A 20,417-nucleotide genomic window follows, 5' to 3' on the forward strand; every position below is an offset into this window, starting at 1 on the left:
CTTTATTAAATTTGAAGAAAATTTTGATTTATATAATTTGATTTATATAAAGGGTTATTTATTGAAGCTAAAGAAAGTATATTTAAAAATAAAATTAATGGGTATGACTTATCGATGCTTTTTTTTGTTTGTAGGAATGTAAGTTTATTAACTTGTTTTAAAATGGGGAAACCAAATTTCGGGAGATATTCAGCTTATCAAAGTATTGTTACATATTTAAGATTTTCACCAATAGAATGGAATAATTATTTGCTTTTAGCAGATTGGAGGCTGGATTATACTAGGGGGGTAAATATGGATTTAGAGTATCCATCTATAAAAAAGATGAGTGATATTCTTTTAGAAGTTGAATGTTTTTTAAATTGTTGTAAAAAAATTATATATGAAGAGGTATAAAAATGCGCAATGTAGAAAAGTTAAACGCTTTCTTAGAAGAAGTTGAGAATGAAAAATCCGTGATATTTGATTACAAAAAAGTTAGTAGTTTTGAAAGAGAAATCTATATGTCCATCCATAATCTATTAAATAAAAATTATAGTTATGAATTAAAAGGAATGTCTACAGTGCATTATGATAGTCTAAGAGAAGAAGTTCCATTAGAGGAAAAGGATGTAGAAATAATTGAAACAGGGTTTCAGTTAAGTTCGATGATAACTTCAAGGACCACTAGCTTTGGTTATGGTAGCCACACAGCTAAAACAATTAAAAATTATAAGCTTGATTTATTTATTGAAGTTTTAAAAAAATTTATTGCTTTAAATAGTTAAACCTCTCTAACCTTCATTACGGAGAACCGTACCATAAGTAGGGTTGAATTTTCATATGTTGTTCCGCTTAATTATGTATGGACTGAGGGGAAGTTCTATTTCCACGGTGCTGGAGATGGAAGACGTAATCAGGTGATGAAGGAAAATCTGGAGGTATGTTTACGGTATGTGAGGAATATGTGAGGAATTTGATCCTGTACCTGCCAAAATGGATACGGCTTATATAAGCGTAATGATATTTGGACGAAGCCACTCATGTAGTTCAGGAATTGATGAATAAATATGTACCTGGCTATTATAAACACCCCTTATCCAAGCAGCATGTGGACAAGTATAGGTCGGCTGTATTTGGCGGATCGGTTCAAGTATGACGGGTAATTCCAAATTATGTGACGGCAAAAGGAAGTTCCGTTGAAGCAGAAAAAATGTATAGAACGGAGATGAAGCTAGGACCAGAGAAATAATGATAAGATATCATTCGACACGCACTACGCCGATTCCGCTCTTGGGCATCACACGCAGTCTCTAATTACCTAGCCCTGCTGAAAGATCTTCCCAAATGTGGACTCTGCTCCAATCGGATGATATGGCGGGTATAGTGGCATAGGTGGGAACTATTTGATGTTTAAATTGAGAGTGAATGCCCTAAGACTATAAAATATAGTTTTTAGGGATTTTTTGAGTGCTAATTTTAATTATTTTGCTTGAGTTCTATAGGTGGATATTTAAGAAAAGCCCAATTTCGCTTTATAAGTGTTACGCTGAACCTTATCATAAATAGGGCGAAATTTTTCGTGGTACCTGCTTGCTGGGAGCGGAAAAGTGCTTTGGACGGGAATGTGTGGAGTCATTAATGGCTAGTGACGAAGAGTGGTATGCTATATGTTGATACCTTTTTTAGTGAGTGTGAACTATTAAATTGAACAAGTGGGGTGAAATAATTGGATGCCCGCCAAATAAAAATATTGGTTGTTGAAGATGATAATGAAATTAATCAATTATTGTGCGAAATTATTACGGGTATTGGATATGATCCACAACCGGTATTTTCCGGGACGGAAGCTCTGTTGTATTTGGCACGAAAGCAAGAGTGGAGTATGATGCTGCTGGATTTGATGCTTCCTGGTCTTAGCGGTGAAGAAATTTTACAACAGTTAGGAGAGGAACGTCAGTTTCCCGTAATCATTATATCTGCCAAAGGAGAACAGCAAACTAAAGTGTCGATTTTACGCATGGGTGCCGACGACTTTATTACGAAGCCCTTTGACATTGAAGAAGTTTCCGCCAGAATAGACGCCCATCTTAGAAGATATAGACGTACCCTTACAAAGGATCCAATTGGGCAAATTACGTATAAAGACATTCATTTGAACTTAGATACGAAAATGGTATTGGTAAACGGCGCTGATGTGATCTTGACCGCGAGAGAATTTACAGTATTGGAGCTCTTAATGTCTTATCCGAAGAAAGTATTCACAAAGCCGAATCTATTCGAAGCGGTTTGGGGAGATGCTTACTTAGGTGATGACAACACGATTACTGTACATATGAGCAACTTAAGAAGAAAACTGGCACAGGCAAACCCGGAAGCCGAGTATATTGAAACCCTTTGGGGTATGGGGTACCGATTGAAATAATGAATTAATGTTTTCTTAAGGTTCTGATTAATCTTCTATTATGATCTCATGATTACAATGAAATTCATTAGATCAGATAGGAGAATGTGAAATGAGAAAACTATTTATAATGGTTATGACGATAGCGCTCATAACCCCGGTTCTTTATTTGCCTTTAACGACTCATGCTGCACCTGTATTCGGCAAGGAAGCAATAGATGAATATGTTGAACGTTATTTGGAACGAAATGGGCTGCCGGGTGCATCGATTGTAATCGTTAAGGATGGCGAGATCGTCCATTCGAAAGGATATGGGCATGATTCCGAAGGAAGCCCCATTACGGAACATTCTTTAATGAGAATTGCTTCTGTATCTAAATCATTTACCGCATTCGCAGTACTGCAACTTATAGACGAAGGAGCAATCAAGCTGGACGATCCGGTAGTCCGGCATTTACCAGAGCTAACGATGGACGACCACAGATTTGGGCAAGTTACCATACGTCATCTGTTGAGCCATACTTCCGGGATTCCCAATCCAACCATTGTGCCTAAGGCTGATACCGTGGAACAAGGCATTAAGCGTCTACATCGGTGGCAGCTCCAATCCAATCCAGGGGATCGATATTCGTATAGTAATGCGAATTATTGGATCTTATCATGGCTGGTGGAGAACGTAAGCGGTATGGAGCTCGCTGCGTATCTAGACACGAAGGTGTTCTCTCCGCTCCGCATGGGCGACTCACTCTCAGCTGTGAACTCCGGCGATGAGATTCCCGAGTTACCTCGAGGGTATGTAACTGCCTATGGGACGGCAATCCCAATAACGGGGATGGAGCAAATGTTCAGTGGTTCAGGGGGAATCGTTACTACAGCATCTGACATGGGAAAATGGCTCTCCATGCATACCAATGACGGAGTAAGCCCATCAGGAGAAAGATTATTGTCCACATCTTTATTGGAGGAATCGTATTCCCCTCAGCCTAGCAGTGAGAACTACGGTCTTGGCTGGTCGCTGAGTTCTTCACGTGTAGAGCCGCAACGTATATCTCATAGCGGGTCATTATCAAGCTTTCAGGCTCAACAAGACATAATCCCAAGCAGCGGCTATGCAATAGCTGTAATGCTCAATAGTTTTAGCACCACCTTCGAGCATTCTTATGAGATGAGCTCAGGGATTATCAAACTAACTGAGGGACAAGAACCCGCAATGAAGGCGCCGGTACCTACAATTATAGATTTATCACTCGGATTGCTTACATTGTTAGTTCTGGGCTTTGGAATCAGAGGAATCAAACGAAGCTCGAATTGGTCGCACAAACGCCAACAACATTCAGCCTTGCGATACTATCTTCGGTTAATCCCTCAGTTGATTTCAATTGCAGGTATAGGGTGGTTGATGTTTATTGTTCCAAATTTGCAGGACAATAGTGCGACATTCCAAGATATTTTTCGTCTATGGCCGGCTTTTGCTGTCTTATTAACGGTGATCTTCTTATATGCGGCATTCGTTACAGGGATGCGGATTTATTATCGAATAAGAGGGGGTGAATCCTAAGATGGATGAATCAGTTCTAACAACAAACGATTTGACGAAGAAGTATAAGGATCAAATCGCCCTCGACCATGTAAATCTAACAGTAAGAAAGGGAGATATATACGGTTTTATCGGGCAGAATGGGGCAGGAAAAAGCACATTGCTACGAGTAGTGACCTCACTCGCCCGCCCGACGAGCGGTGCCGTCAGCCTGTTCGGAGAAAGCAGCGGAGCGAATCTGATCGAGGCCAGGAAGCGCGTAGGGGCGATTATTGAAAATCCTACTTTATTTCCTGACATGACGGCGCGCGATAATCTTGAAGTACACCGATTGCAAAGAGGCATTCCCGGAAGGTCTTGTATTTCAAAGACGCTTGAGCTTGTCGGGCTTCAGGATACAGGGAATAAGAAGGCGAAGAACTTCTCTCTCGGTATGAAACAACGATTGGGTTTAGCGCTCGCTTTACTGGGTGACCCGGAGCTGCTCATATTGGACGAACCGACGAATGGTCTTGACCCTATGGGGATCGTTGAGCTTAGAGAACTTATCAAGAGGCTGAATCGTGAGAAGGGATTAACGATTCTGATCTCTAGCCATATCTTAAGTGAGCTTCATCAGTTAGCCACTACTTACGGTATAATCCATAAAGGCAAACTGTTGGAGCAAATAACACATGAACAATTAAACGTGAAGTGCAAGCAACATCTTCGTATTCGAGTAGATGAAGCAAGCAAAGCTGCAACTGTGCTAGAGATGGAATTGGAAACCAAAGATTATGATGTTCTTCAGGATGGTACGATCAAGCTTTACAGTCTCCTTGACGATGTGAGTAGGGTATCCAAGGCTTTGACCAGCAGCGGTTTGGTCATTGAGTATTTCGCGCCTGGAGGCGAGGACTTGGAAAGCTACTTTACCAAACTAGTCGGGGGGCAGGTTTCATGATTAATTTACTACGTGCGGAGCTGTTCAAACTCATAAAGAATAAAGTATTCTGGACACTGACCATCATCGTGACGGTTGTCTTCGCTCTCCTACACTATCTAATAACCATAGGTTGGTGGAAGGTGAGTAACAGCTTTGTTGATTCGGGCCTGGAACTGTTCACTTCATTTGCACTTGCTATAACCCCGTTTTACTTTATGCTATTCTTAAGCACGCTTGCAGGATTTTTCGTTGCAAATGACTTTATGATAGGTGTAGTTAAGCTCTTCGTGATGGGTGGACATCGCAGAAGTCACATATTCTTAGCTAAGCTGCTTATATTTGCACTGGGATCAATTATTCTGACTGTGGTATGTCCGCTTTTTGTAACCTTTGGTGGGAAGCTATTGTTTGGATTCGGCGAAATGACAGACCCAGCAGCAATAGGCTATTTTGCAAGATCGCTTGGTTTGTTCCTCCTTCATTTAATGGGATTCGTTACCTTATTGATACTGATCGCGCTGCTCGTTGAAGATAGCGGGAAAACCATCATTATTTCCATCGTACTCGCAGTACTGATTTCCGTGGCAGATGTTATGCGACCTTTACCTGGATTTCTGGAGACTTTGTATCAATATTCAATATTTCATCATCTTACCGATTCCTTCAGAGTCACGATGACCCATTCCGATGTTATAGAATCATTACTGGTTGCTTTGTGTACAATTCTAATCTTGGTATTCTGCGGAAATGCTGTGTTCCAGAGAAAAGAAGTTAAATAATTAAAGGAGAAGGGGGAGAATGAATGATCTATGCAGTGATTGCTTTAGTCCTACTTGTGCTTATTCTTCTCCTTCGACTCGTATTGATAAAGAAGGAATTGAGAAGCTTATCTTACCAGATGGAAAGATTTCATCAAGGCTTGACTGGGAAGAAAATAGATATTTCTTTACTGGACAAGGATCTCGAAGACCTTGCCGGGAATATCAATCAATTAATCGATCTAACTGTACAGTCGAATAGGAATAGAATACGTAATGACCGGGAATTAAGACAAGCTATTGCTAATATGTCCCATGATTTGAGAACACCTCTGACATCAATAAGGGGATATATCCAACTGTTGGAAGTGAATAATGCTTCAGTCGAGAAACGTCAGAAGTATATTTCCATTGCCCACACCACAACAAAACGGTTACATTCGTTACTCGATGATTTCTTTGAGTTGTCGACAGTACAATCTAACGATTATCACCTTAAATTCGAACCTCTTCAATTGAATTCGCTGTTATGGGAAATAATGGCCAGTTTTTATGATCGATTTAATGAGAGGCAATTGGAGCCAAAGTTTCATGTGACTGATGAAGTTGTTATCATCCATGCGGATGAATCAGCGGTCAAACGAGTATTAGAGAATATAATTAGTAATGTGGTAAAGCATGCAACAGGTGAAGTATCCATTTGCCTTAAGAAATTGAGCGGAAAGATTGTGCTTGTCGTAAGCAATGAAGCTGGCAATCTAAACGATCATGACATAGGGCGACTATTCGATCGTTTCTACACAGCAGATCAGTCAAGGTCAGGCAGAAGATCAGGCTTAGGTTTATCCATTGCCCATAGCCTCATGTTGAAGATGAACGGCCGGTTGACTGCCGAGTTAAATGACGGTTATTTAGAGATGAAATGCGAATGGAATCAATGACATATTCGCCTCTAGAGTGATACGCTGAACCGTACAGCGCTTGCCCTATTTATCATATTATCTCAGAAATAACACGGGCCTTACACTTCGAATCGCAACAGTCTGTATAATAGATGATGTGAATTCTCTAGGTGCCGCCAAATAGTTTACACCGGCGGCAGCTGTAAGATTCATCCGCATTGACCTTGCTAAGGAGTGATTACACATGGGCGCAAGTATCAAAGATGTAGCCAAACGAGCCGGAGTCTCTGTCACCAGTGTGTCTCGTGTTCTGAATAGTGAGAAATATATTAGCCAACGTATTCTTGAGAAGGTGAACCAGGCGATCGAGGAATTGAACTACTCCCCAAGCCAGATTGCCCGCAGTTTAAAAAAACAGAAAACCAGTACAATTGGTATCATCGTTCCCGATCTCACGAATTATTTCTGCTCAACTATATTAAGCAGTATTGAGGAAAGTGCCAGCGAGTATGGCTATAATCTGATCGTCTGCAATATCGCAGAGAATCTGGAAAAGGAATTGAAATACCTGCATGCTGTCCAGGAGATGCGGGTAGACGGAATCATTATCATGCACCAGAAGGTGAACCAACGTATCCTTTCTTTTATAGAAAGCGCTTCTATGCCAATCCTGTTCTCTTGTGTCCGCTCCCCGCTGCCAGGCAGGTTCTCTGTGCTGATTAATGACTATCAGGCGGCACTGGATGCTACCGAATATCTGATTGGCCTCGGTCATCGCCGGATTGCCTTCCTGGGTGGGGATCTGGGGGATGTAACGGCAGGTTACAGTCGCTATCAAGGTTATTTAGATGCCTTACACAAATCCGGTATTCCGCTGAATCATGATTTCATCAAGTTCGGCAACTATAAGCTGGAGAGCGGCCGAGTAATGATGCAGGAAATTCTGGAGCAAGGAGAGTGCCCTACCGTTGTTTTTGCCGCCAGTGACGATATGGCAGTAGGCGCCATGAACTGTATACTTGATTATGGACTCAGTGTTCCTGAAGATATCTCTGTCATGGGATTTGACGATAGTCTGATTGCCAAGGCAGTCAGGCCAATGCTTACTACTATGCAGCAGCCTGTCCGAGAGCTCGGGCGGATTTCGCTTGAATATCTGCACACTTTGATTGAAGATCCGGATCAGCCGGACTGCAGAGACATTTATCTGCCGCACCGGATCATGGAGCGAGCAAGCTGTCGAAGATTATAATATGAGACACCGTACATGCAGGTCCATCCAGGTTGAAGGACCTGCTTTATTTTGTATAAAAGGGGGTGTCCCAAAAGTGATATGATATGCTCCCCATACGGTAGACAGGTGAAATAATAAAAACCTGTTACTGTATGGGGAGTATTTTTATGCATAAAAGGAAGCATACAGCTGCAGAGAAGTTCACTATCATTCAGGAGATTGAGAGCGGTCATATCGGAGTTAAAGCTGCAACTCAAAAGTTTGGCGTCACCAAAACAACGCTTGCCAAGCCCTTAGAGGCGCTTGCTTGTAACATGCCCTTATAGGTCTAATGGAAGCCACCGGCTTAGCCAGTGGTTATGAATTGTGTTCCTTCAGGTTGGGGGTAAAATCAACAAATTTTAATATAAATCGACAGAAAAGCTGCTTTTCTTTTAACAAAAAATGATTATGCTATGGAAGGAAGTATTTCCGGTATCGATAACATATAGGCGATTACAGTGCGAAAGGGATACAGATAATGCATAAGGATATTATCGCGGTTGAAGGAAAGCTCACTCCGTGTAGTTCTAAAACACATATTACTTACCAGTTTCACTTGGATCACCCCTTGTCTTCACTGGAGATCGAATTCAGGTATGCTCCCAAACAATTTTTAGACAGGGAAGCATCACAGCCACTTATTATAGAAGCTATCGGGACATACTCCGATCCGGCTTGGGTGGAATTGCACAAGAAACAATGGAATGATTTCTACCCCCTGCAGAATTTAATGACATTATCTCTGGATAGCCCCAAGGGCTTCCGCGGCTCTGCACATCGGCATGCTCCAGAGCAGCAGCATATGATCTGTCCGGATGGGAGCAAGACTTCTCCTGGATTCATCGCCGGGGATGTTCCTTCCGGAGTATGGAAGGTAACAATCAGCGTGCATTGTGTTGTTACACCGGAGTGCCGCTATGAATTATTCGTGAGGGGGACTGACAGATGAGATGGATTCCATTCGAGCTTCATACCCATACGATTCATAGTGATGGGACACATTCTCTGCTGGAGATGTGCCGGGCAGCCGCAGAGCTTGGGCTCGGAGGCATTGCTCTTACAGACCATAACACCGTATCGGGACTGGCAGATGCCGAAGCTGTCAGCGGGCAGACAGGAATTACCATCATTCCCGGAATGGAGTGGACGACATTCTACGGTCATATGCTGACCCTTGGCGCTCCTTATTGCGAATGGAGGGATCTCGGTCCCTACGATATTCATAAGGGCATCGCACGTGTTCATGAGAAGGAAGGCATTGTGGGTATCGCTCATCCCTACAGCTTCGGCAGTCCAATCTGTACAGGCTGCCACTGGGATTACACCGTAAGCGACTGGAATCAGATTGATTATATGGAGGTATGGCATGAGACGATGCCTTCCATGAAGAATCATAATGTGCCTGCCTTCAGACAATGGACCGAGCTACTGAACGAGGGGTACCAGATATCCGCTACAGCTGGCCGGGATTGGCATAGATCCGATCCGGCTGACAATCTGGCGGCTTACACGTATATCGGCCTTCCAGATGCACCATTTCCGCATTCATTAACTTCCATCATTGCCGCAATCAGGAAGGGACAGATCTGCTTGAGCATGGGGCCGCTTCTGGAAGTCAGTCTCGCTCTTGGAGCTGACCAATATGGACTTGGAGACGAGGTTTCCTTAGCCATCAGGGAGACTCATCCTTTTGCCGAGCTGACTGTGCAGATCACACGATCAACCCAGCCTGAGCGTTCATGGGGAGCAGACGAGGGCAGCCTAATCATCGTAGATTCTAATCTGGGGGAGCTGGCAAAAGTACCGGCTTCCAAGTATGTCGGATTGCCTATTATGCTGACAACCGCAGGATTGGTATGGCTGCGTGTGCGGCTGTTCGGCACGTTCGACGGAATCCTGACAACCATTGCTTGCACCAATGCGATTTATTTCGTAAACGGGCAGCGGGACGAAGAATAATTGTAAAAGAGGGATAGAGATGCAATATCCGAAGCTGATCGCCCATACAGGCTGCGAGGGAACGAGCTACAATTCGCTTGAATCCTGTGAAGCCGGAATGAAGGCGGGTGCTCCTATTTTAGAAGTGGATGTCAGAGCAACTAAGGATAAAGTGGCTGTTCTCCAGCACGATGAAGAACCTTACGTCAACCTTTTGAATTATGGGCAACTGATGGAGACAGGGCAGAATCCGGAGACGCTGAACCGGGTATTAACACGGTTCAGTCAGCTACCCGTCGGCTTCAATCTGGATCTCAAGACAGAAGAAGCGGCAGTGGCGGCCATAGCTGATGTAACAGCCACAGCTACCTGGAGCCAAGTATGGTTCACCGGGGCAACACGGCTGATAGAAAATTCCGGATATTCCAGACATGTAATGTGGAACTTACCGAAGGAGCTCTGTGAGTTGGACGAAGTAAGCTATCGGCAGCAAGCGGCAGAGCTATGCCAGCGAGCGGCTGAATCAAAGTTCGGCGGTGTGAATCTCCACTATGAAAGCTGTCGGCCTTATCTGGTTGAGCAGGCACATCTTCACAGGCTGCAGGTGTGGATCTATACATTACCCGATGATCAGAACTTGTTCTTCAATTATATGCACATGGGCGTAGATGCAGTGTCTGTCTATGAGGTGAAGAAATTTGCAGCACTGAGAGCTATTATGCCTGAGGACGGACGGGCATGAAGGGCAGCCCTACCCCCTTCACCCTACTAGGATTGGCCGGGCCGCTGTTTCTGAGCCAACTGGTGCAGACGGTTATCTTCACAATCGATACCTTGATGCTTAGCAATTATTCTGATCTTGCCGTTGCCGCCGTAGGCACGGTCTCGCAATTGCTTTCTACCGTCAATCTGCTGTTCGGATTCGCCACTGTGGGGACTGGAATCGTCATGAGTCAATTGAACGGCTCGGGGAAACGGGCCGAGGCGACCGGTATCGCCCAGACCGCATTAATAGCGAATTTGCTGCTCGGCGGTATAGCTAGCATTGTGTTGTTTTTGTTCCCTGAACCGATTCTGCGCGCCATCTCCTTGCCGGAAGAATTAATACAATACGGGACAGCTTTTCTATCGGTTACAGGACTTGCCTCCTTTGCCACGGCCTTTATTATGACTGCGGAAATGACCTTGCGCATGAACGGCATGGTTAAGCGGATGCTCCTGCTGTCCTTCACGATGGTCGCTCTCAATACGGTTGGCAATTATATGGTGCTGTATGAACCGTTCGGTCTGGCTTCCTATGGTGTTGAAGGAGTGGCATGGGTAACCTTCGGGAGCAAGCTGGTTGGCGTAGCTTTGGCAGTTGTCCTGTTGATCCGCGCCATGGGTCATACTCTGTTCAGCGTCAAAGGCATCTCACTCCGTTTAGCTGATTTACGGGAGATCTTCAAGCTGGGCATTCCCTCAGCAGGTGAGAATCTCTCCTATTCTGCTTCACAGGTTGTCATTATGATGATCGCGACGCTCCTTGGGACTACGGCTATCACCACCAAGATATACACACAGACGCTTACCGGATATATCTTCCTGGTGTCTGTGTCTATCGGTCAGGCGACCTCAATTATGATTGGGCATCTGATTGGAGCTGGAGATCCGGAGAAAGCGAGAGCCACCGGGCTCAGGCATCTGAAGATCGGACTCTTCCTGAGTGTCTCCGTCAGCCTGGTGCTGTATCTGGTATCCAAGCCACTGATGGGTCTGTTCACAGATGACATTAATGTGATTAACATGTCTGCCAATCTGATCCTGCTGTCCGTTCTGCTGGAAGCTGCCCGTGCTTGCAATGTCATTATGATCGCTTCGCTGAATGCGAGCGGTGAAGTGAAGTATCCTGTTATGATGGGCCTAATTTTGATGTGGGGAGTAAGCATCCCTGCGGCTTATCTGTTCGGGATCGTATGGGGCCATGGGATATATGGTATTTGGCTAGCTTTTATTATTGATGAATGGATCAGAGCCTACTTCATGATCCGGCGCTGGAGATCAGGGAAGTGGCGGCAGATCCGCTTGTCTGCTGTCAATACCAATCGCACAAGCACAGAATTGCAGCGCGATGTTGGTACAATTTAACGTTAACTTTACACAATATAATTAAGCCCTAACATTACAGATTTACAATAAAAATAAAGGGATAGTAAAGCATGGCTGAAACTGGTAACGATATCATATTGCCTTTTCAAAATCTCTGAAACTAATAGGAGGGAGGGACAGTTCTTTTGTCCAACCAAATGTCAAAGGCTACACCGCTCGGCGTCCTAGATCAACGCATGCTGCGTAAACGCAACAAAATGCTCCGGAGGCAGCCTACGCTTGCCTGGTACCTGTTTCTTCTGCCCACCTTACTTGGTATTGCGGTGTTCATGATCTACCCGCTGGCCGAGTCGCTGCGGCTTAGCTTCACCAAGGGGGCTGATGAGCGGTTCGTTGGACTGCAGAATTACGTAAGTGTGCTAGAGTCAGGCACCTTCTGGTATTCCGTGTACAACACGCTCTACATTACCGTCTTCCAGCTTCTGATTGCCATTCCACTTGGTTTCATCATTGCTTGTCTAATCAACAATTTACGGCGTGGATCAAACTTCTTCAAGGTGCTGTTCTACCTGCCCAACGTTACTTCCATTGTTGCGGCTGCTACTGTCTTTCTGGCGCTTCTTCACCCGGATGGGCCACTCAACTATGTGGTGCAATTGTTGGGCTTCGAGAAGCTGGTCTGGCTGTCACAGCCCCTCTCTGCCAGGTGGGGTGCGATCATTCTCTCAGTTTGGCATTGGCTGGGCTTCGTCATCATTATTAATCTGGCCAATTTGCAGGCAATATCAAGCGACTACTATGAAGCGGCTTCCATAGATGGGGCTTCAGGCTTCAAACAGTGGCTGTACATCACCCTGCCGAATATGGTTGGAAGTCTGACGGTCCTGTTTGTAATTGGCTGGATCGGCGGCTTGCAGCGGTTCTCCGATGCTTATATGCTCGGCGGCTTGCAGGGAAGTCCAGCGCGTTCCTTGCATACGGTTGTCGGGTTTATATTCGAGAGAGGGTTCGGTGGCTATGAATATGGTCTGGCCTCTGCGGCGTCATATATTCTATTCTTCTTTATTCTTGCTTTCACTTATGTCAATACCAAGGTTACGAAAATGAAAATATAAGGAGGAGACTAGTAACATGTTGAGCGCAACAGGAAAAGGGAAATTGATTAGCGGAGTGCTGTTCCTGCTCCTGCTTGGATTGGGTGTGCTGATGTTGTACCCCTTTCTCTGGATGATAAGCGTCAGCTTGGAAAGAACCAGCAACATAGCCGTTCCGTTCCCACCGCGGCTAATTCCTGAACAGTTTTCCTTCTTCAATTATAAGCTGGTATTCGAGAATGGGGTTCTGTTCAAGACCTATGCCAATTCAGCAATCATCTCATTGTTCAGTGTCATACTCAGCGTGTCTTCAGCCCTGCTGGCCGGATATGCCTTCTCCAGGGGGGAATTCAGAGGCAAGAAATTACTATTCTTCGCAGTCCTGGCTACCATGATGATTCCGTTCGAGGCCAGACTGATTCCGATGTTCAGTATGTTCAATGATCTCGGGATGATTAATACGAAATACCCTCTGATATTTCCTGCTATTATTAATGCGCTTGGCATTGTGCTGGTGAAGCAGTATTTTGACCGTCTTCCTGAAGGGTTGCGTGAATCAGCAAAAATTGATGGAGCCAATGAGTTCACGATCTTTTTCCGTATTTTTGCTCCCCTGAGCGGGCCGATTACAGCAACGCTGGCGATCCTGGCCTTCCAGGACAGTTGGAATTCCTTCCTGTGGCCGCTCGTTGTCATCAACGATCAGGATATGAAGACCGTACCGTTATTTCTGTCCAGCTTCTCTTCAGAGAATGGTAGCCGGTGGGTGGGGGTTACGATGGCTACAGCGGCAATGAGTATTCTGCCGATCGTGATTGTATTTCTATTTTTACAAAAATATATTATTCGCAGTATTGCCCTTAGCGGCTTGAAGGGAGAGTGATAGCCGAAGATTACTAGGTCACCTTAAAGAGGCGGGAATGGTAAGCAGGTAAGTGGCAATTTATAAAAAATATATTGGAGTTGGGAGAGCTAATCATGTTTAATAAATTGACTTTGAAGTTGATAGGAACGCTGCTGGCATCCACTATGATTCTAAGTGCATGTGGGACAAACGGTAATTCGAACGGGGCAGTGAAGACCAACAGTGAGCCGGCAGCAACTGAAAGCACCAGTAATGCAGCGGTGACGAATGAAGCGCCGACAGGAAAACTGAAAGTGCAGCTTGTAGGCGATTTCTCGCTGGAGGATAAGACCGATCCAGTCTCAGGCAAAACCTCCAAGGGTGTTAAGGTGCTGAAAGAGGAGTTTGAGAAGCAGTATCCTAACACAGAAGTCGAGTTTGTACTTATGGGCTGGGATAACTATAACGAGAAGACTCAAACTATGCTTCAGTCCGGAGCAGCCGATGTATATCAGGTGCCGGGGATTGCCGCTCTTGTCGAGCAAGGACTGCTGGAGCCGTTGCAGCCATACATCGATAAAGACAGTTATGATCTGGGAAGCTATCTGGCTGGGCAGGTGGATGGCTGGAAGGCCTTGGGACCGGATGATCAGGAGTTGCAGATTTATGGCCTGCCCTTTATCGGTGATGCGCGGGTAATTGTATACGACCGTCAATTGTTCGATGATTGGGGCTTGGAATATCTCTCCGAGTCTCCGACGATCGAGGAAGTCCTGGAGAAAGCCGCCAAGATGACAGGCAAAAACCCCAAGACGGGCGAACAGAACTATGGTCTGACCTTCAAGGGAGCCGATGCTGCCGATACTGTGATGAATATTAATGAATCGCTGGGTGGACAATGGGGCAACGGGTTCTTGTGGAAGGATATGAAGCTGGACTTCGATAGCAAGACCATGGTGCAATCGATGGATTTGATGAAAGAAGTGCTCAAGTATGCTCCAGAGGGCATAATGGCCGGACAAGGCGCAGAAAATTTCCTGACGGAAAAAAACAACATTGCGATCAACTTGCGTGAATCTCCGGGATTCATCAATAGTCTGGCCAATTTTAGGCTGGAAGACCGCTACCAGGCAGCCTTGCTGTTCAAAAATCAGACAACAGGTATGGGCGGCATGTTCGCCGGAAGTCCGTTCGCAATCGGAGCATCCAGCAGCAATAAAGACCTGGCTTGGGAATGGTTGAAATTCAGCGGCAGCGAGTTCTTCCAGCAATATATGTGGGAAGAACAGCGTTCGCAGAGTATGCCGGTCATCAAGGCAGCTGAGGAATGGCCTTCTGTGCAGGAGATTGGACAAATGGATATTATTCTGAAGCAAATGAGCCAGCTGTGGACACCTCGTTATCCATATCGCTCCGGTCAACCGCGCTATATTCTGTCAGAAAATGTGGAACGTGTCCTGTTAGATGAACTAAGTGCGGCCGAAGGAATGAAGAAGGCCCAGGAAGAAGGTACCAAATGGTTGGCTGATCAGCAATAATGCTGTGATGTAAGCTATATAGAAGTCTGGCCCGGCCTCATACCCCCTAGTTCGATTGTGAAGGACGCCCAATCAGGGTGTCCTTCATTTCGCACTATCGATGTTACGCTGAACCGTATCATAAGTAGGGCGAAATTTTTCGGTGAGAAGAGCGTAACGACACGGAAGGAGGCTGAGTTGAGTAGAAGTAGTGCATGGAATAGAAGAAGAGGCCCGATTAGCTTGGTTGCAGCTAATACGGGCCTTCTTATTACGAATAATGACAAGCTTTGCGGCAGAATGTAATCAAGTTCCAGTATTCTATGAATGTCTATGCCTGTTCAATTAGCTGGAGTAATCTTGACAACGTACTGGAGTAAATCGAGTCCCGCCGATGCACAAAGGTAAAATTGGATATCCTTAACTAAAAATGCCCTCTCGAAGTTAAGGGTGTTAAGTGTTTAATAAAATATTTCATAACAGTTGCATTAAACTGCCAGTTCGTAAGTGAGACTACTCCCAATAAAGTTTTTTATGGCAATATCTAAAGTGATTCTACACAATAACATCATGGCTTTCTGGCACCGAAATATTCAAATTACTTAAGCAATGTAAGTATCACTTCTAGAGTATTATCAACAAATGATCGTTCCGGACGAGACTTCATCATCACGGTTAGTCCAATTAATGATACAACAAGTGCCTGTGCACAAGCCTTGGCGTTCACTCCGATTTCAAATTCACCTGATTGTATACCTCGTTCAATTGTTTCCTGGAATATGACCGAAAGGTACATCTGATGTTCCCTTGTAAGGATTTCAAACTTTTCATCATGAGGCGCAAGTTCGACCATCGTATTGATGCAAAAACATCCTCGGCTGGAACTCTCTTTATACTCGTCTGCAACTACACCTTCGAAAAAGGCGCGAAATGCTTCTTTTGCAGATGGATTGTTTTGAAGTCTGTTTCGGACATAGGAAGCATGGAGCTTCGTATATTTGCGAAGCGCAGCTTCGAACAATTCCTTTTTGTCTCCAAAAGCTGAATATATACTTGGTCGTTGAATTCCCATTCTGGAAGTTAAATCACTTAATGAGGTAGATTCATATCCCTTCTCCCAAAATAGTTGCATAGCTGCATCTAATGCTTTTTCAACGTCAAATTCACGGGTTCGTGCCATATCCAATACCTCTTTTCATATCATGCAGATTTTTATCATTCCGATCTCATCTCATAGCACGTTCAATGCTTCTGTGGAATTTATCAAGCACTGAAGTTATAAAATCATTTTTGATTCTTTTTTAGTTGTTCAATCAATCCGAATCTGTCTATTTCAATCCAATATTCCACTATTTTTTGATTCTCTAATCGGTATACAGCACTAGCTATTTCAACAACCTCTTTACCAGTTGGCAGATAGCCCTCATATTCACCAATGTGTTTCCCTGTCTGCTTCCATCTGATATATACTTTTTGGTTTTGTGATATTATCTCTTCAATTTCTATCATATAATCCCCGAAGTATTCTTTCATTTCTTTTACATGATCTGCATAATTCTTTGGAGTTCGTATTATAGACATCCTATTTTCTGAATTCATTTGATGCGCGGTTATCTCATTTGCCATAAATAACTCTGCTTGTCCGGGATCGTATCCAGATCTGACAACTTCAATAAATTTCTTTATAACTTGTTCGTTTGTCAGTGATGAATGGTTTTGCAATCGTTGTGTAACTCTTGGAGATGTCGAAACGCTCAATGATGTCTCTCTGTGCCCCTTTTTCTCAGATGGTAGCTTCATTGTGGATAACGCCCTCTCCTTATAAAATTGCCGTTGCAGTACCATGTACAACCTCCCATACATAAAATACCGATCAGTACTTTATTATTCTATTATTTGAAGTTATCCTTGTCAAATGCTTGTTACTTTTATAAAGATTCAATCCTTTATTATAACAACAAAAAGGGTTCGTAATTAGATATATCCAAACGAATTTGTCTAAATTATCTTGACAGAAAGAGTTTTCACGAGTTACATTCATTAAAAACTATATTATACCGATCAGTATTTTATAATTCTCAATATGCAAATAAAATTAAAGAAGACGAGGTGTGTAAAGATTGGACAAGATCAAAGAAAAAGTAGCAGTCAATGCTGATATAGAAGCGAATCCGGTACAGGGTATCCCATCCGATTCAGCTCCCGTTTCTTCCATATCTCGATATGTGACACTATTGTTTGCAGTTGCCTGCGGGATATCTGTTGCCAACATCTATTTCGCTCAACCGTTACTTGACACTCTGTCAAGAGAGTTCGGTATTGATTATTCAACCATTGGCATTGTCATTACTATTACTCAGATTTTTTATGCATTGGGGCTGTTGTTGCTAGTGCCACTTGGGGACTTGCTGAATCAGCGTCGGCTGATCATCGGTCAGATGCTATTATCCGTGATAGCTCTATTAATAGTTGGCACTGCCTCCTCCAGCACGGTACTTTTTGCAGGCATGGCTGTGATAGGACTACTTGCCGTTGTGACACAGACGCTAGTGGCTTTTGCAGCGATGATGGCTGCCCCGGCTGAACGTGGGCGTGTACTCGGATTGGTAACAAGCGGAGTCGTGATCGGCATACTTCTTGCGAGATCCATTGCAGGAATATTAACGGATCTTGCTGGTTGGCGTTCAGTCTATCTGGTCTCTGCCGCGTTGATGCTTCTTATGGTTTGTGCATTATTTCGGGCGTTGCCAAATTTTGAGCGTGAGAAGGAACTGCTGTCCTATCCGCAGCTACTTAAGTCGTTGCTCTTGCTGTTCGCACAAGAACGGATATTGCGCATCCGGGCTACACTGTGTCTGCTGATTTTTACTTCCTTCAGTATTCTGTGGACTTCACTAGTCCTACCTCTTAGCGCACCGCCGTTATCTCTTTCTCATACTGCAATTGGAGCTTTTGGTCTTGCGGGAGTGGCCGGAGCATTAGCGGCAGCACGAGCGGGGCGGCTAGCCGATCGGGGTTTAGGACAGAGAACGACAGGCGTAGCATTGATCCTATTGTTGATATCATGGTTATTAATCGGCTATACCGAACACTCGCTTCTCGCATTGGTCGTTGGCATTGTCCTCCTTGACTTAGCGGTGCAAGCCGTGCATGTCACCAATCAAAGTATGATCCTAACTTTACGTCCTGAGGCGCGCAGTCGGCTCACCGCCGGTTACATGGTTTTCTACTCCATTGGCAGTGCTACTGGTTCAATTACTTCGACCTATATATACGCATATTTTGGCTGGAACGGGGTATGTTTGTTAGGTGCCTCTGTTAGCGCTTTAGCCCTTCTGTTTTGGGCGATGACCCGATGACTTACGGTTACCGCTTTAAAATAAAACAATTATTCACTACTTGGTTTAATTGCTTTTGAATGAAGTCTATCTTAGAACGGTTCATTCTTTGGCCATGTGTAAATATTTAGAAAATAAACAGATATGATATAAATGAATACACAAGTGTTCATATTTAATGTCTAATGGAAGGAGGCGCTCCAATGCGCCCAAGCACTTTCTCCGCGAATGCATATCATATGATGATTATGCCTACTCATTGAAAGGAGCGATCACATATGGGATTTTTTCCAGCGCCGGGAGCCGGCGGAGGATTTCCAGGTTTCCCGGGAGGACCTGGCGTGCCGGGAGGATCAGGAGGATCAGGAGGACCAGGGTTTCCAGGTGGATCTCCCGGACAATTTCCGGGGGGAGCACCGGGAGGCGTTCAAGCGCCGACGGCTCCTCCACCGCAATTTGTACCGCAAATGTCGGCTACCACATTTGCCATCGACCCCGGGGGGATCAGACACTGCCTGTTCCGCAACACATACATTTGGCTGAACAACGGCGAGCAATTCTGGTTTTTCCCGGTATTCGTCGGGCGTAATTCTATTGCAGGGTTCAGATGGTTCGGTTTCTTCTGGGCGTACTTCGGCATTGATTTGAATCGGATTCGCTCGTTCACCTGCTTCTAAGGCAGACAGAGAAAGAGAATAGCCTGCTGGCTGTTCTCTTTGTTATGCGACTTTTTGTGTTGGCCGCACGTCACGAAAGATCAACGATTATAGACCGTGTTAATGCAGGAATGAAAAAAGAGTTGAAAACGGTTACTGGAATGGCCCTTCAACTCCGCTCAGCCGCTACAGTCGTAAGGTTAAAAAATACGTTGTAAAAATTCGTGCTCGTAAATCATATTAATCCTTTCCAAAACGTTCCGCGCTTGATCTTTAAATTTTATTTCCGTAACCTGACCTTTCAGTAAAAATACGCCGGTCTCATTACGGTATTCCCCGAGAGCACCCTCATACAGCTTGCCCGCGCCATGGGTAGGAGGTGAGAAAAATAACTTCATCAACGGTTTAACAAATATGGGCAGTCCAGATTTTTTCCCTTTTCTTAACGTATTATTGCTACCCGGGTCAACACTGCGGATCTTGATGTCGTCCTTGGCAAGTTGCGACGCGATGGCCTGAGTCCACAGCGATAGCGCTAGCTTTGAAGTGGCGTAAGGACCAAGCAATTTGCGGAAGGTTTTGGGTTGCTCTAGAATTTCAATATTAAACTCTTTCGTAAATTTTAGCGCTGAAGATGAGGTATTGATCACCGTTTTTAAGCGACCACTTATTATGAGTTCCTTCAATTCCATGAGAATGATATACGGAACGACCGTCAATAGCTCATAATGCTTTTCGCGTCCTTGTTTCGAATAGCTTAGCTCAGAAAAGGACCCGCCGGCGTTGTTGAACAAAATATCGATCCGCTGTTCCTTTTCTTTTATCTCTTCCAAAGGCCGTCTCAGGCTGGCATAATCGGTAAGATCAGCCGTTTTATAAATTCGAAGCCACCCACTCTTGACGGCTTCTTGGATTCTCAAATCGTCCGTCGGAAAGTCGGAACGGTTCAAAGCAATCACCTGCCAGTCCTCCGACAGCAATTTGCGGGTTAATTCCAACCCAATCCCAGCGCTTGCGCCCGTAATCAATGCTATATTTTCACGTTGGTTCTTGTTCAAAGTACGTCTCCTCCTAATATTGGCATATACCTGATAGCGCATATTCTATAACTTGGAGTCGACTCCAAGTCAAGGGTCGAAAAAAGTTTTGTTCAAATATAAG

At 44.6% G+C, this 20,417-nt stretch carries 20 protein-coding genes and 1 pseudogene; 18 read left to right on the forward strand and 3 right to left on the reverse strand.

All coding sequences use genetic code 11. The annotated features are described in order from the left end of the window. Window positions 1-398 precede the first annotated feature (398 nt). From LPB68_RS12225 to LPB68_RS12290, 16 genes and pseudogenes are all read left to right on the forward strand, one after another. Window positions 399-767: a hypothetical protein gene (locus tag LPB68_RS12225; protein ID WP_068660788.1), complete on the forward strand. Its 369-nt coding sequence runs from the start codon at window positions 399-401 to the stop codon at window positions 765-767. A 54-nt stretch (window positions 768-821) separates the two neighbouring features. Further along, window positions 822-1,231 (forward strand): annotated as a pseudogene (locus LPB68_RS23400) (pyridoxamine 5'-phosphate oxidase family protein); the annotation flags it as partial. A gap of 477 nt (window positions 1,232-1,708) precedes the next feature. Continuing rightward, window positions 1,709-2,404, forward strand: a complete 696-nt coding sequence (locus LPB68_RS12230; protein ID WP_068660786.1) for a response regulator transcription factor — start codon at window positions 1,709-1,711, stop codon at window positions 2,402-2,404. Between the two features lie 91 nt (window positions 2,405-2,495). Beyond that, window positions 2,496-3,941: a serine hydrolase domain-containing protein gene (locus LPB68_RS12235; protein ID WP_068660785.1), complete on the forward strand. Its 1,446-nt coding sequence runs from the start codon at window positions 2,496-2,498 to the stop codon at window positions 3,939-3,941. 1 nt (window position 3,942) lies between these two features. Further along, on the forward strand, window positions 3,943-4,863 hold the full coding sequence (locus tag LPB68_RS12240; protein ID WP_068660783.1) for an ATP-binding cassette domain-containing protein: 921 nt from the start codon (window positions 3,943-3,945) through the stop codon (window positions 4,861-4,863). After that, complete coding sequence (locus tag LPB68_RS12245) at window positions 4,860-5,624, forward strand: ABC transporter permease (protein ID WP_068660781.1); 765 nt, start codon at window positions 4,860-4,862, stop codon at window positions 5,622-5,624. Before LPB68_RS12240 ends, LPB68_RS12245 begins: the two co-directional genes overlap by 4 nt. A 23-nt stretch (window positions 5,625-5,647) precedes the next feature. Next, the gene (locus LPB68_RS12250; protein WP_068660779.1) at window positions 5,648-6,544 is read left to right on the forward strand and encodes a sensor histidine kinase; all 897 of its coding nucleotides are present in this window, start codon (window positions 5,648-5,650) and stop codon (window positions 6,542-6,544) included. A 205-nt stretch (window positions 6,545-6,749) separates the two neighbouring features. Further along, window positions 6,750-7,757 (forward strand): LacI family DNA-binding transcriptional regulator, encoded by a 1,008-nt coding sequence (locus tag LPB68_RS12255; RefSeq protein WP_068660777.1) that lies wholly within the window; start codon window positions 6,750-6,752, stop codon window positions 7,755-7,757. 149 nt (window positions 7,758-7,906) lie between these two features. Next, the gene (locus tag LPB68_RS22785; RefSeq protein WP_157756235.1) at window positions 7,907-8,065 is read left to right on the forward strand and encodes a hypothetical protein; all 159 of its coding nucleotides are present in this window, start codon (window positions 7,907-7,909) and stop codon (window positions 8,063-8,065) included. Between the two features lie 284 nt (window positions 8,066-8,349). Beyond that, window positions 8,350-8,730 carry a hypothetical protein gene (locus LPB68_RS12260; protein ID WP_237087890.1) on the forward strand — a complete coding sequence of 127 codons (381 nt, stop codon included), beginning with the start codon at window positions 8,350-8,352 and terminating at the stop codon, window positions 8,728-8,730. Further along, complete coding sequence (locus LPB68_RS12265; RefSeq protein WP_068660773.1) at window positions 8,727-9,740, forward strand: CehA/McbA family metallohydrolase; 1,014 nt, start codon at window positions 8,727-8,729, stop codon at window positions 9,738-9,740. The genes LPB68_RS12260 and LPB68_RS12265 overlap by 4 nt, the downstream gene beginning before the upstream one ends. Window positions 9,741-9,759: 19 nt before the next feature. Continuing rightward, entirely contained in the window at window positions 9,760-10,461 is a 702-nt protein-coding gene (locus LPB68_RS12270) for a glycerophosphodiester phosphodiesterase (RefSeq protein WP_068660771.1), read from the forward strand. Continuing rightward, complete coding sequence (locus LPB68_RS12275) at window positions 10,458-11,846, forward strand: MATE family efflux transporter (RefSeq protein WP_068660769.1); 1,389 nt, start codon at window positions 10,458-10,460, stop codon at window positions 11,844-11,846. The genes LPB68_RS12270 and LPB68_RS12275 overlap by 4 nt, the downstream gene beginning before the upstream one ends. A gap of 146 nt (window positions 11,847-11,992) precedes the next feature. After that, window positions 11,993-12,922, forward strand: a complete 930-nt coding sequence (locus LPB68_RS12280) for a carbohydrate ABC transporter permease (protein ID WP_237087891.1) — start codon at window positions 11,993-11,995, stop codon at window positions 12,920-12,922. A gap of 16 nt (window positions 12,923-12,938) precedes the next feature. Further along, a complete protein-coding gene (locus LPB68_RS12285; RefSeq protein WP_068660766.1) occupies window positions 12,939-13,784 on the forward strand; it encodes a carbohydrate ABC transporter permease in 846 nt (281 codons plus the stop codon). A gap of 95 nt (window positions 13,785-13,879) precedes the next feature. Next, on the forward strand, window positions 13,880-15,283 hold the full coding sequence (locus tag LPB68_RS12290; RefSeq protein WP_068660764.1) for an extracellular solute-binding protein: 1,404 nt from the start codon (window positions 13,880-13,882) through the stop codon (window positions 15,281-15,283). A gap of 577 nt (window positions 15,284-15,860) precedes the next feature. Here LPB68_RS12290 and LPB68_RS12295 read toward each other — a convergent pair. After that, on the reverse strand, window positions 15,861-16,442 hold the full coding sequence (locus LPB68_RS12295) for a TetR/AcrR family transcriptional regulator (protein ID WP_068660762.1): 582 nt from the start codon (window positions 16,440-16,442) through the stop codon (window positions 15,861-15,863). A 104-nt stretch (window positions 16,443-16,546) separates the two neighbouring features. Next, a complete protein-coding gene (locus LPB68_RS12300) occupies window positions 16,547-16,966 on the reverse strand; it encodes an ester cyclase (protein ID WP_068660998.1) in 420 nt (139 codons plus the stop codon). Window positions 16,967-17,421: 455 nt separating this feature from the next. Here LPB68_RS12300 and LPB68_RS12305 point away from each other — a divergent pair, with 455 nt between their 5' ends. Together LPB68_RS12305 and LPB68_RS23405 are read left to right on the forward strand one after the other, a co-directional pair. Next, complete coding sequence (locus tag LPB68_RS12305; RefSeq protein ID WP_068660997.1) at window positions 17,422-18,621, forward strand: MFS transporter; 1,200 nt, start codon at window positions 17,422-17,424, stop codon at window positions 18,619-18,621. Between the two features lie 257 nt (window positions 18,622-18,878). Then, window positions 18,879-19,277 (forward strand): transporter, encoded by a 399-nt coding sequence (locus tag LPB68_RS23405; RefSeq protein ID WP_068660760.1) that lies wholly within the window; start codon window positions 18,879-18,881, stop codon window positions 19,275-19,277. A gap of 179 nt (window positions 19,278-19,456) precedes the next feature. Here LPB68_RS23405 and LPB68_RS12315 read toward each other — a convergent pair whose 3' ends face one another. Continuing rightward, window positions 19,457-20,314, reverse strand: coding sequence for an SDR family NAD(P)-dependent oxidoreductase (locus LPB68_RS12315; protein ID WP_068660758.1), 858 nt, complete (start codon window positions 20,312-20,314; stop codon window positions 19,457-19,459). Window positions 20,315-20,417 lie beyond the last annotated feature (103 nt).

The sequence above is a fragment of the Paenibacillus crassostreae genome (assembly GCF_001857945.1).
GTDB lineage: Bacteria > Bacillota > Bacilli > Paenibacillales > Paenibacillaceae > Paenibacillus_AQ > Paenibacillus_AQ crassostreae.

Coding starts and splice junctions, on each gene's coding strand:
- LPB68_RS12225 (WP_068660788.1), top strand. CDS start 399: ATGCGCAATGTAGAAAAGTTAAACGCTTTCTTAGAAGAAGTTGAGAAT.
- LPB68_RS12235 (WP_068660785.1), top strand. CDS start 2,496: ATGAGAAAACTATTTATAATGGTTATGACGATAGCGCTCATAACCCCG.
- LPB68_RS12240 (WP_068660783.1), top strand. CDS start 3,943: ATGGATGAATCAGTTCTAACAACAAACGATTTGACGAAGAAGTATAAG.
- LPB68_RS12245 (WP_068660781.1), top strand. CDS start 4,860: ATGATTAATTTACTACGTGCGGAGCTGTTCAAACTCATAAAGAATAAA.
- LPB68_RS12250 (WP_068660779.1), top strand. CDS start 5,648: ATGATCTATGCAGTGATTGCTTTAGTCCTACTTGTGCTTATTCTTCTC.
- LPB68_RS12255 (WP_068660777.1), top strand. CDS start 6,750: ATGGGCGCAAGTATCAAAGATGTAGCCAAACGAGCCGGAGTCTCTGTC.
- LPB68_RS22785 (WP_157756235.1), top strand. CDS start 7,907: ATGCATAAAAGGAAGCATACAGCTGCAGAGAAGTTCACTATCATTCAG.
- LPB68_RS12265 (WP_068660773.1), top strand. CDS start 8,727: ATGAGATGGATTCCATTCGAGCTTCATACCCATACGATTCATAGTGAT.
- LPB68_RS12270 (WP_068660771.1), top strand. CDS start 9,760: ATGCAATATCCGAAGCTGATCGCCCATACAGGCTGCGAGGGAACGAGC.
- LPB68_RS12275 (WP_068660769.1), top strand. CDS start 10,458: ATGAAGGGCAGCCCTACCCCCTTCACCCTACTAGGATTGGCCGGGCCG.
- LPB68_RS12285 (WP_068660766.1), top strand. CDS start 12,939: ATGTTGAGCGCAACAGGAAAAGGGAAATTGATTAGCGGAGTGCTGTTC.
- LPB68_RS12290 (WP_068660764.1), top strand. CDS start 13,880: ATGTTTAATAAATTGACTTTGAAGTTGATAGGAACGCTGCTGGCATCC.
- LPB68_RS12295 (WP_068660762.1), bottom strand. CDS start 16,442: ATGGCACGAACCCGTGAATTTGACGTTGAAAAAGCATTAGATGCAGCT.
- LPB68_RS23405 (WP_068660760.1), top strand. CDS start 18,879: ATGGGATTTTTTCCAGCGCCGGGAGCCGGCGGAGGATTTCCAGGTTTC.